Source organism: Enterocloster aldenensis (assembly GCF_003434055.1).
Classification (GTDB): Bacteria; Bacillota; Clostridia; order Lachnospirales; family Lachnospiraceae; genus Enterocloster; species Enterocloster aldenensis.
On sequence record NZ_QVEX01000054.1, the window covers coordinates 478 to 717 of the forward strand.

Sequence of the window (240 nt, forward strand, 5' to 3'; positions counted from 1 at the left end):
GATAAATATCATTTCATCCGGCAGGTGACATGGGCGATTGAAAACGTACGCAAACGGCTGCAGCGGTCCATGCCGGTTTCCCTGCGTAAGTATTATAAACGCAGCCGGAAACTCATCCTGACCCGCTATAAAAAGCTGAAAGATGAGAACAAACAGGCCTGTGATTTAATGCTTCACTATAGCGAGGACCTGCGTCTGGCACACCGCATGAAAGAGTGGTTCTATGATATCTGCCAGATG

1 protein-coding gene is annotated in these 240 nt (G+C 47.9%); it reads left to right on the top strand.

Going from position 1 to position 240, the window contains the following annotated elements; all coding sequences use genetic code 11:
- Positions 1-240, top strand: a 240-nt coding sequence (locus tag DWX59_RS29565; protein ID WP_235845216.1) for a transposase, incomplete at both ends; no start/stop codon positions are given.